The 11235-nt window shown below is 62.3% G+C and carries 7 protein-coding genes; 5 read left to right on the forward strand and 2 right to left on the reverse strand.

Going from position 1 to position 11235, the window contains the following annotated elements:
- Positions 1–150 precede the first annotated feature (150 nt).
- The 5 genes from DVU_RS00005 (at position 151) to DVU_RS00025 (ending at position 8620) form a co-directional block, all read left to right on the forward strand.
- The gene (locus DVU_RS00005; RefSeq protein ID WP_010937312.1) at positions 151–1464 is read left to right on the forward strand and encodes a DnaA/Hda family protein; all 1314 of its coding nucleotides are present in this window, start codon (positions 151–153) and stop codon (positions 1462–1464) included.
- 145 nt (positions 1465–1609) lie between these two features.
- The gene (gene dnaN, locus DVU_RS00010; protein WP_010937313.1) at positions 1610–2764 is read left to right on the forward strand and encodes a DNA polymerase III subunit beta; all 1155 of its coding nucleotides are present in this window, start codon (positions 1610–1612) and stop codon (positions 2762–2764) included.
- A 1-nt stretch (position 2765) separates the two neighbouring features.
- Positions 2766–5162 carry a DNA topoisomerase (ATP-hydrolyzing) subunit B gene (gene gyrB, locus DVU_RS00015; RefSeq protein WP_010937314.1) on the forward strand — a complete coding sequence of 799 codons (2397 nt, stop codon included), beginning with the start codon at positions 2766–2768 and terminating at the stop codon, positions 5160–5162.
- 156 nt (positions 5163–5318) lie between these two features.
- Positions 5319–7832, forward strand: a complete 2514-nt coding sequence (gyrA, locus tag DVU_RS00020; protein WP_014524181.1) for a DNA gyrase subunit A — start codon at positions 5319–5321, stop codon at positions 7830–7832.
- Positions 7833–7834: 2 nt separating this feature from the next.
- The gene (locus DVU_RS00025) at positions 7835–8620 is read left to right on the forward strand and encodes a tetratricopeptide repeat protein (RefSeq protein WP_010937316.1); all 786 of its coding nucleotides are present in this window, start codon (positions 7835–7837) and stop codon (positions 8618–8620) included.
- Positions 8621–8912: 292 nt separating this feature from the next.
- Here DVU_RS00025 and DVU_RS00030 read toward each other — a convergent pair whose 3' ends face one another.
- Both DVU_RS00030 and asnS read right to left on the reverse strand, forming a co-directional pair.
- Positions 8913–9377, reverse strand: a complete 465-nt coding sequence (locus DVU_RS00030; RefSeq protein WP_010937317.1) for a universal stress protein — start codon at positions 9375–9377, stop codon at positions 8913–8915.
- A gap of 174 nt (positions 9378–9551) precedes the next feature.
- Positions 9552–10937 (reverse strand): asparagine--tRNA ligase, encoded by a 1386-nt coding sequence (asnS, locus tag DVU_RS00035; RefSeq protein ID WP_010937318.1) that lies wholly within the window; start codon positions 10935–10937, stop codon positions 9552–9554.
- Positions 10938–11235: the final 298 nt, after the last annotated feature.

The raw sequence follows: 11235 nt of genomic DNA on the forward strand, positions 1-11235 counted from the left end.
CGAAGAATGGCGCGGGTTCCGTCAACCTTGTAGCGGGTCGTGTTTCATGGTATGAACCGCAGGTTGAGTCATCAGGTTCCGCACCGGCCGGAGACGTCCGCCGTTGTGGCCCTTCCGGCACTCCACCGCGACAGCCAACCCCCATAGAACGTGCTGCAACAAGCCCTGCGCCAACATCTCAGGCAGACCTGCTCCGAACAGGAACTGCATCAGTGGTTCGACCCTCTCGACCTGCGTCTCGACGATGCGCAGCAGAGGCTCGAGGTGCGTTTTCCGCATCCCCACTTCGCCCGGTGGTTCGAGGCGCAGGCTCTTGAACGCTTCACCGCCGGGGTGCGCGACGTCGTGGGCACGAGTGTGGCACTCGTCTTCCCGGAGGGAATCAAGACCACGGACAGGTCCACAGTCCAGCCCCCCTCGCAGCCCCCCCTTGCCAGCGAGTCCGTCGCCTGCCCCTTCGGTGCCGCGTTCACGTTCGACGCCTTCATCACCAACCGCAAGAACCAGTTTCCCCTTGCCGCCGCGCGCGAGGCTGCGCGCAACGGTCACCAGCGCACCTACAACCCCTTCGTACTGTGCGGTGCCAGCGGCAACGGCAAGACACACCTGCTGCGGGCACTGGCCAACGAACTGGCGGCCTTGTACGGAACGGACGCCGTCTTCTGCGGTTCGGCCGAAGAGTTGCACGACCGTTACAACACGGAGGAACGCCTTGCCATGCGGCGCACTCTCTGCGCGCACAGGGCACTGCTTCTGGACGACCTGCATCGCCTGCGAGCCCTTCCCGACCTCAGGGAGGAACTCACGGCCCTGTTCGACCACTTCTACGACCATGGCAAACAGATGGCCTTCGCCTATGCGGGCAGACTCTCCGATCTCGACTTTCTTGAGGCCCCTCTGCGCTCACGCCTTGAACTTGGCCTTATCGTCGACCTCAAGGAACCCGACCTTGACGTGCGGGTACGCTACATCCACGCCCGGTGCGCCGCCCTGTCCCTGCAGCTGGCACGTGAACACGTGCTCACACTGGCCCAGCGCTGCCACGAATTCCGCCATCTCTCGGGGTTGCTTCTCAAGGTCGCAGCCTACCGTGACATGGTGGGGCGCGACATCCTCGACCGCGAACTCGAGCAGATTCTGCGCAACACCGACAGCGGACCCGAACGGGCCGTGGCACCCGACACCATCATCTCGGCCGCGGCAGAGCATTTCGGCGTCACCCCCCGCGACATCCTGAGCGACAAACGCCAACAGCACATCGTCCAGGCACGTCAGGTGGCCATGTTCCTGTGCCGCGAACTCATCGGCAGCTCCTTTCCCGCACTGGGCCGCATGTTCGGGGGCAAGGACCATAGCACAGCCATGTACGCCGTCAAAAAAATCAAAAAACTTCAGTATGATAACAAAGATATGCACGCTTTGGTCGCTGAATTGAAACGTCGGTGTCTAAACCATGATGGCTGAACGGCAACCGGTAGCGGGTGTGCGTGACGGCTCCTTCATGTCACCATCTCATGACGCAGCACATTCAATCTTTTCGGACAGATGAACAACTTACGAACCTATCTACCGCCTCTACTTCTACAACGAAAAGAAAAAGGAGATCCGTATGTATCTTAAAGTATACAAAGAGGACGTCATCGAAGGTCTCCAGAAGGCGGCCAACATCATTCCCGCAAAGACGGGAGCGGCCTACCTTCGTTCCATATGGCTCAATGCGGCCGACGGCACCCTCTCCGTCATGGCCACCGACTCGAACATCGAATTCAGGGGTACCTATACCGCCGAGGTGACCGAACCAGGTCTTGCCGGGGTACAGGGGCGCGCCTTCGTCGACCTGCTGCGCAAGCTGCCAGCGGGCGAGATCGTCCTGCAGCTCGATGCCGAAGCCAATGTCCTGCGCATCGAGCAGGGCCGCCGCAAATACAAGCTTCCCGTGAACGACCCGGTGTGGTTCCAGAACTTCAGCGACTTCCCGGCCGATGGTGCCGTGGTATGGTCGGGCGACTTCCTTCAGGAGCTCATCGATCGCATCGCCTTCTGCATCAGCGATGAGGATGCCGTCGAAGCCATCGCCTGCCTCTTCATGAAGCCGGTGGCCGAGGGACGTATCGAAGCCTGCGGCCTGAACGGTCACCAGTTCGCCATGCTCCGCTTCCTGCATGACGACCTCCATGCCAAGCTGCCGGCTGAAGGCGTGCTCGTTCAGAAGAAGTATCTCGGTGAACTCAAGAAGTGGCTCGGTGCCGACGAAATCGAACTGAACATCAGCGAGAAGCGCATGCACCTGCGTACCGGCGACGGACGCGAGACCTTCTCGTTGCCTCTCTCGTCGTACCAGTATCCCGACTACATGAACTTCATCGCCAAGTTGCAGGGCGAAGGCGTCTCCAATCTCGAAGTCGACCGCAAGGAAGGCATGGACGCACTCGACCGCCTGCAGATATTCAACAGCGACAACAACCGTTGCACCTATTTCGACCTTTCGGGCGGAGAGGTGGTGCTGACAGCACAGGGGCAGGACGTGGGGTCGGCCTCCGAATCGCTGGAGGCCAGCTACGACGGCGACATCCGCCGCATCGCCTTCCCCACGCGCAATCTCATCGACATCATGAACCACTACCAGTCCGGTCGTCTGCGCCTCACTCTCACCGGTGCTGAAGGACCGTGCGGCATCTCCGGCGAAGAAGACCCCGAATACCAGGTCATCGTCATGCCCATGAAGATAGTGGAAGAGACCTACTACAGCGAGGAAGAAGTCTAAGATGACCACCGGGACGGGCAACAACTATACCGCAGACAGCATCACCATCCTCGAGGGCCTTTCTGCGGTGCGCAAACGCCCCGCGATGTACATCGGTTCCACCGATGCACGCGGGCTGCACCACCTTGTCTACGAAGTCGTGGACAACTCCATCGACGAAGCCATGGCCGGCTTCTGCTCCAAGGTGGTGGTCAAGCTGCACCTCGACAACAGCGTGACCGTCAGCGACAACGGACGCGGCATCCCCGTGGACATGCACCCCAAGGAGGGCAGACCCGCGGTGGAGGTCGTCATGACCAAGCTGCACGCGGGGGGCAAGTTCGACAACAACGCCTACAAGGTCTCCGGCGGTCTGCATGGCGTTGGCGTGAGCTGCGTCAACGCGCTTTCGGAATGGCTCGAAGTCCGGGTGAAGCGCGACGGGCAACGGTACGGGCAGCGCTATGCCCGTGGCGTACCGCAGGAGGACCTGCGTGTCCTCGGCGCATCCGAAGGCCACGGCACCACGGTGCGCTTCAAGCCTGACGAGGAGATTTTCGAGACCAACCAGTTCTCCTACGAGACCCTGCGCAAGCGCTTCGAAGAACTGTCCTACCTCAACCGCGGGCTTGAGATAGAGTTCATCGACGAACGCAGCGGCGAATCGCACACCTTCTTCGCCGAAGGCGGCATCCGCCAGTTCGTCAAGGACCTCAATTCGGGCGAGACCGGCATCCATCCCATCGTGGCGGGTGAAGGCAAGACCGATGGCGTGGTGGTCGACTTCGCCCTGCAGTACAATGCGGGGTACAAGGAGAACGTGCTCACCTTCGCCAACAACATCCGCACCAAGGAAGGCGGCACGCACCTCGCGGGCTTCAAGACGGCGCTCACCCGCGCCATCAACGGCTATGTGAAGGGGCAGGCCGACCTCACCAAGAAGATGAAGGGCACTGCGCTTTCCGGCGACGACGTGCGCGAGGGCCTCACGGCCGTGGTCAGCGTGAAGCTGCCGCAACCGCAGTTCGAAGGCCAGACCAAGACCAAGCTGGGCAACAGCGAGATAGCGGGCATCGTGGCGGGTATCGTCTACGATCGCCTGAACGTGCATTTCGAGGAGAACCCCAAGGACGTGCGGCTCATCATCGACAAGGCCGTCGATGCCGCCCGCGCCCGTGACGCAGCCCGCCGCGCCAAGGAACTCGTGCGCCGCAAGGGCGCGCTCTCCGACAACGCCCTGCCGGGCAAGCTTGCCGACTGCCAGTCCAAGGACCCCGCGCTGAGCGAACTCTTCATCGTCGAGGGCGACTCCGCAGGCGGTTCGGCCAAGCAGGGCCGCGACCCGTCGACGCAGGCCATCCTTCCCCTGCGCGGCAAGATTCTCAACACCGAACGCACGCGCTTCGACAAGATGCTGGCCAACAAGGAAGTGAAGGCCCTCATCACCGCCATGGGCGCGGGCATCGGCGAGGACGACACGGACTACGACAAGCTGCGCTATCACAAGATCGTCATCATGACCGACGCCGACGTGGACGGTGCGCACATCCGTACGCTGCTGCTCACGTTCTTCTTCCGCCAGTACCAGAAGCTTATCGAAAGCGGCTATCTGTACATCGCCCAGCCGCCTCTCTACCGTGCGCATAACAGCCGCATGGAACGGTTCATCAAGGACGACGCGGAACTCAACAACTTCCTGCTGACCCGCGTGAGCGAGGACGTTGAGGTGAGAACCCCCGGCGGCTGCTCTTTCAAGGGCACCGACATCGTACGGCTCATGCGTTCCATCGAGACGGTGGCTGCGCGCATCCGCGACGTGGAGACGGCGGGCATCTCGCGTGAACTGTTCCTCGGCTTCCTCGAGTATGGCGAGCGCATCACACCGGAATGGTTCGAGCAGCATGACGGCAACGGACTGCGGCCCTGGCTGGCAGGACGTGGCTATTCCATGACGGCTGAACTTGAATCGGGCGACGAGGGCGACCGCACGTTCGTGGTGTTCGAGAACACCAACGGTCACAGGACACGCATCGGTGCGGAGTTCTTCGGTTCGCGCATGTACCGCAGTTCGTGGGATGCCCTCGAGGCCATACGCAGCGAATGCGGCGGGCTCTCCTTCACGCTCGACCGCAAGGGAGAGACCGTGGGTGAGGGTGACATGTTCGACCTGCAACGCATGGTCTTCGAAGAGGCACGCCGCGGTCTGAACATCCAGCGCTACAAGGGTCTTGGCGAGATGAACCCCGAGCAGCTGTGGGTGACCACCATGAACCCCGAAAACCGTACCCTGCTTCAGGTGTCCATCGAGGACGCCGAAGAGGCGAGCGACGCTTTCGAACAGCTCATGGGCGACCGGGTCGAACCCCGGCGCGAGTTCATCGTGCGTAACGCCCTCGCCGTGCAGGAACTCGACATATAGCGTGACGCGCCCGAGACGCGGGGTGGTTTTCGCCCCTGCGCCGGGCCGTGGTTGTCCGCAGCGGGGTTACCCGCCCGTGCCCATGAGGCGCGATAAGACGTGGAGCGGGCCCCGCACGGGGCGCGTCGCCCCGGATCAAACACAACGAGGCAGGCAGTGTCGGAACAGCAACAGATAAGCATCGAGAAGGAGCTCAGGAAATCGTACCTCGAGTACTCCCTGAGCGTCATCATAGGTCGCGCCATCCCCGATGTGCGCGATGGCCTGAAGCCCGTGCACAGGCGCATCATGTTCGCGCAGCACGAACTGGGCAACGCCTACAACAGGCCGCACAAGAAGTCGGCGCGCATCGTCGGTGACGTCATCGGTAAATACCACCCGCATGGCGACTCGGCGGTGTATGACGCCATCGTGCGCATGGCGCAGGAATTCTCCATGCGCGACCCGCTGGTGGACGGGCAGGGCAACTTCGGTTCCATCGACGGGGACGCCGCGGCGGCCATGCGATACACCGAAGTGCGCATGTCGCGTCTTGCGGGCGAGTTCATCGCGGATATCGAGAAGGAGACGGTGGACTTCCGTCCCAACTACGACAACACCCTCCTCGAACCCGTGGTGCTGCCCACGCGCGTGCCCAACCTGCTGCTCAACGGTTCGACGGGCATCGCGGTGGGCATGGCCACCAACATCCCGCCGCACAACCTCGGTGAACTGTGCAACGCCCTGCTGCACCTTCTCGACGACGACGCCTGCACCATCGACGACCTGATGGACCATGTGAAGGGGCCCGACTTCCCCACCGGCGGTTTCGTCTACGCGGGGCAGGGCCTCGTTGACGCCTACACCACCGGGCGCGGCACCGTGAAGGTGCGCGGCAAGGTCGAGATAGAAGAGCGCAAGAAGGGTTTTCAGGCCATCGTCATCCGCGAGATTCCCTATGGCCTGAACAAGTCCAGCCTCGTCGAGAAGATAGCCGCCCTCGTGAACGAGAGGCGCATCGACGGCGTGGCCGACCTGCGCGACGAATCGGACCGCAAGGGCATCCGCGTGGTCATCGACCTCAAGCGCGGCACCATCCCCGATATCGTGGTCAATGCGCTGTACAAGTACACCCCGCTGGAAAGTTCCTACGGCATCAACATGCTGGCGGTGGTGGACAACAGGCCGCAACTGCTCGACCTGAAGTCGGCGCTGTCGCACTTCCTCGAACACCGTCGCGAAATCATCATCCGCCGTACCCGCTACGACCTGCGCAAGGCCGAGGCGCGTGCCCATATCCTCGAAGGTCTGCGCATCGCGCTGGACAACATCGACGAGGTGGTGGCCCTCATCCGTGCTTCGGCGACCCCGCAGGAGGCCAAGGACAGGCTCATGCAGCGTTTCGGACTTTCCGAGGCGCAGTCGCAGGCCATCCTCGACATGCGGTTGCAGCGCCTGACGAACCTCGAACACGAGAAACTGCTCGACGAGTATCGCGAACTTCTGAAGAAGATCGAGTACTTCCGTTCCATTCTCGAGAACATCGAGGTTCTGCGTCAGGTCATGCGCGAGGAATTCACCGAGATACGCGATACCTACGCCACCAAGAGGCGCACCGAAGTGCTCATGGACGAGCTTGAAGGCATCGCCATCGAAGACCTCATCCCCGACGACGACGTGGTCATCACCCTGTCGCGTCGCGGGTACATCAAGCGCACCACGCTGGACAACTACCAGCAGCAGCGCAGGGGCGGGAAGGGCATCGCCGGTCTGCACACCTCGGATGACGACTTCGTGCAGGAATTCCTGACCACCACGAACCACCAGTATCTGCTGCTGTTCACCAACCACGGCAAGATGCATCAGCTGAAGGTGCATCAGGTGGCCGAGGGCAGCCGCACGGCCAAGGGTGTGCACATCGCAAACCTGTTGCCGCTGGAGAAGGACGAATGGGTCACCACGGTGCTTTCGGTGCGCGAATTCGCCGAAGACCGCTTCTTCCTGTTCGTGACCAAGCGCGGCATGGTCAAGCGGTCGTCGGCCTCTCTGTACGCGCGGGCACGCAAGGGCGGACTCATCGCCGTGGGCCTGCGTGATGACGACGAACTCATCATGGTGCGCGAGATACACAACGACGACCATGTGGTGCTCACCACGGGCGGCGGCATGGCGATACGCTTCGCCTGCCCTGATGTGCGCCCCATGGGTCGCAGTGCCACGGGCGTGAAGGGTGTGGCCCTTTCCGGTGACGACAGGGTGGTCGCCTGCGCGGTCTTGCCGGGGGACGACACCTCCACCGAAATCATGTCCATCTCGTCCAACGGCTACGGCAAGCGCACTCGCATCGAACTGTACCGGCTGCAGTCCCGCGGCGGCAAGGGCGTGAAGAACTTCAGGGTCACGCCCAAGACCGGTGATGTCATCGGTGCCATGCCCGTGCGTGACGACGAGGCACTGGTACTGCTCACCTCCACCAACAAGATCATCCGCATGAGCGTCGACGAGGTCCGTAGCGTGGGCCGTGCCACCATGGGCGTCATGCTCGTGCGGCTCGACGAAGGGGCCATCGTCGTCGGCTTCGACCGTGTGGACGAGCGCGAAGTCGTTGAAGAGAGTGCCCCGGCGCAGTCTTCTGAACAGAAGACCGCACCCGAAGGCGGAGACGCCGGAACGGAAGGCACTGCCGGGTAGCCATGCGGCTTCTCGCCATCCTGATACTCTGCATCCTCGTGGCGGCCTGTGACAGGCAGGCCGCCACAGAGGAACTCACCGAGGCGCGTTCCGCCTTCGCCAACCGCGAATGGAACGACGCCGAGCGGCTTCTTGAGGGCTACCTTCGCCGCAACCCCGAAGGGGCACAGCGATGGGAGGCCTGGAACCTGCTCGTGGAAGTGGCCCATCGTGTCCGCAACGATGAAAGGGCCACGGTCGAACTGCTCGAGACGATGTACCTCGAGAATGGTTCCAACCCGGAACGTGCCTACGACATCCTCACGCGACTTGGTGAATTGCTCGAGGCGGGACGCGACTTCAGACGCGCCGCCGAGGTGTGGCCACGCGTGCTGGAGTTGCCGGGGCTCACTCCCGACACGCGGGCCCTGGTCTCCCGGCGGCTTGCGCGCATCCTCGTGATGCAGCGCCGTTTTCCCGAGGCGGAAGAGCGCCTCAAGGCCTGTCTGGACACAGAGGGGCTGTCCACCGAAGGGCGGGCGGGGTGTCTCTACGACCTTGCCGACCTCAACGTGGCCAGCGAACATCTGGACGTTGCCGTAGACCTTGCCACTACGCTGGTCGGTCTAGAAGGGCTCACTCCGGAATTGCGCAGTCAGGCGGGCTTTCTGCTGGCGGATGCACTGGAACAGCGCGGGCGTTTCGCAGAGGCGCTGGAACGCTTCGAGGCGCTACGCGGGGTGTACCCCAATGACATGGTCATCGACACCCGCGTACGTCACCTCAAAGGGCGTCTGGGCCGCAAATAGCCAGCAGCCCGCATTCGCCCCCGGTCGAAGCCCTTTCGGCCGCATATGCCCTCCAGATCACGTCAGCTGGTGTGCGACGATACGCCTCACGGATGCACGGTAAAGGGCCTCATCAGGCTTGGCCCGTTAAGATGAGGTGCGTCACGCTGCCGTGCCTGTTCCCTCCTGTTCCCTCATAGCCTCTTCAGTGAGCCTGCCCACGGGTTGCGCCGTCTCTTTCCTAGGGCACGACCCTCTCGCGTCTTCCTTTCATTCCCTCTCTGTTGTGTCGCGCGTCATCACCGTGCCCCCTTCATGGTGCCACGATGACAGGACAATGCGCGGCCCCCACGACGCGCCCGGTGACACTCCCCACCGGCAGCCTGCCCGAAGGGGTCTTGCCGCTACGTCCCATGACGATGAGTCCGCAGCGCGTATTCTGGGCCACGCGCGGGATGCACGTTGCCGGTTCTCCTTCGACGATGCGTTCCATGTAGCGGATGCCGTGGTCTTCGAGAATATCTCGCACCGGTCCGATGAGGTCGTTGGCTGTCGCCATGCCGAGGGCGTCAGCCTGTTTGGGGTGGCGGTTCGTGGTCGTGTCTTCCGCAAGGGTGGTATCGACGAGAGGTGCCTCGCCGTTCTGTTCCGTCTGGTCTACGCAGTGAAGCAACAACACTTCCGCCCCGCACAGTTGCGCAGCCTGTGCCGCGCAATAGGCGGCGCGATACGAACTTTCAGAGCCATCAACCGGAAGAAGTATGCGTTCGGTCTTCATGCCTGTCCCCTCCTTGAGGGACTTGGCATCACCATAGCGCACCGGAAGCGTCGGGGCAACGGAGAGACGGGGAAAAGACGACATCTTCAGGCAATGGCCCTTCAGCGTCAGGCACAGGGCCAATGAAAAGGCCGCGCCCATCGGGACGCGGCCTGAGGTCTGCGGAAGCGGAACCTAGAATTCGAGGTTGCCCGGTGTGCGCGGGAAGGGAATGACGTCGCGTATGTTGGTGATGCCCGTGAGGAGCATCAGCAGCCGTTCGAAGCCCATGCCGAAACCGGCGTGAGGGACGCTGCCGAAGCGGCGCAGGTCGAGATACCACCAGTAGTCTTCGAGATTCTGGCCCATCTCGTTGATGCGGGCTTCGAGCACGTCGAGGCGTTCTTCGCGCTGGCTGCCCCCGATGAGTTCGCCGATGCGGGGTACAAGCACGTCCATGGCTGCCACGGTGCGCCCATCGTCGTTGAGACGCATGTAGAACGCCTTGATCTCCTTGGGATAGTTGTAGACGATGACGGGTTTGCCGAAGTGTTCCTCGGCAAGATACCGCTCATGTTCCGTCTGCAGGTCGAGCCCGAAGGAGACCGGATATTCGAATTTCTTGCCCGACTTCAGAAGCAGTTCAATGGCCTCTGTGTACGAACAGCGGGCGAAGGGTTCATCGGCAATCTGCCTCAGGCGTTCGACGAGCGTGGTGTCCACAAAGCGGTTGAACAGGTCGAGGTCTGCGGCGCAACGGTCGAGGATGCGGCGCACCACAGTGCGTGTCATGTCCTCGGCGAGGTTCATGTCCTCTTCGAGGTCGGCGAAGGCGACTTCGGGCTCGATCATCCAGAATTCGGCGGCATGGCGCGGCGTATTGGAATTCTCGGCCCGGAAGGTGGGGCCGAAGGTGTAGACCTTGCCGAGTCCCAGCGCCAGCGTCTCGGCCTCAAGCTGCCCGGATACGGTGAGGTTGCATTCCTTGCCGAAGAAGTCGTTCTCGTAGCGGTTGCCCGAAGCGGGGGTGGCACTGCCCTCCACGGGCAGGGTGGTCACGCGGAACATCTCCCCGGCACCCTCGCAGTCCGACCCTGTGAGAATGGGCGTGTGCACGTAGAAGAAACCGCGTTCGCGGTAGAACTCATGGATGGCGAAGGCGGCTTCGGAACGGATGCGGAAGGCTGCGCCGTACTTGTTCGTGCGGGCGCGCAGGTGGGCGATGCTGCGCAGGAATTCGTCGGAATGGCGCTTCTTCTGCAGGGGGTACGTCTCTGCGTCGGCTGCGCCGAGAAGGGTCAGCGTCTGTACACGTACCTCCCACTTCTGGCCCTTTCCGGGCGACTCGACCAGCTCACCGGTGATGTCCACGGCGGCACCCGTGCTGACGGCACCGATGTTCGCATAGGCGGGAATGCCTTCATCCACGATGGCCTGTATGTTCGCAAGGCATGAGCCGTCGTTGATTTCGAGGAAGGAGAAGCCCTTGGCGTCGCGACGTGTGCGCACCCAGCCGCATAGGCGAATCACGGGCTGGGGCGCGGTGGCAGCGAGGGCGTCGACGATCTGCGTCCGTTGCATGGTGTGTGCTCCTTTCCGGGGTGTTGTGCGCTCCCGGGCCGGGGGCGCGGCTTCCGATGGGATTAGGCGTATCCGTGTCCGTGGTCAACCCGTGGCGGAGCTCTCCGGGGGATCCTCCGGGCAGTGCTACGAACAGGGGTGTGCACAGTATCTGTGTCTATAATATGTTTATAATCATAATGTTAGATGTGATATGCACATGTGTTCGCATCCTTGCCTCGACATAATGACACATCAGGCTGGCGTGACGGTTACTGGGTGATGCGGTTCGCATCAAAGCCAATGCACACGGTAACTC

Origin of the sequence: Nitratidesulfovibrio vulgaris str. Hildenborough (assembly GCF_000195755.1) — a bacterium.
In the GTDB taxonomy this organism is placed as follows: Bacteria; Desulfobacterota; Desulfovibrionia; order Desulfovibrionales; family Desulfovibrionaceae; genus Nitratidesulfovibrio; species Nitratidesulfovibrio vulgaris.

What these genes read in the sequence shown, in the direction of transcription:
- dnaN (WP_010937313.1), top strand. Translation starts at nt 1,610, where the DNA reads ATGTATCTTAAAGTATACAAAGAGGACGTCATCGAAGGTCTCCAGAAG.
- gyrB (WP_010937314.1), top strand. Translation starts at nt 2,766, where the DNA reads ATGACCACCGGGACGGGCAACAACTATACCGCAGACAGCATCACCATC.
- DVU_RS00025 (WP_010937316.1), top strand. Translation starts at nt 7,835, where the DNA reads ATGCGGCTTCTCGCCATCCTGATACTCTGCATCCTCGTGGCGGCCTGT.
- DVU_RS00030 (WP_010937317.1), bottom strand. Translation starts at nt 9,377, where the DNA reads ATGAAGACCGAACGCATACTTCTTCCGGTTGATGGCTCTGAAAGTTCG.
- asnS (WP_010937318.1), bottom strand. Translation starts at nt 10,937, where the DNA reads ATGCAACGGACGCAGATCGTCGACGCCCTCGCTGCCACCGCGCCCCAG.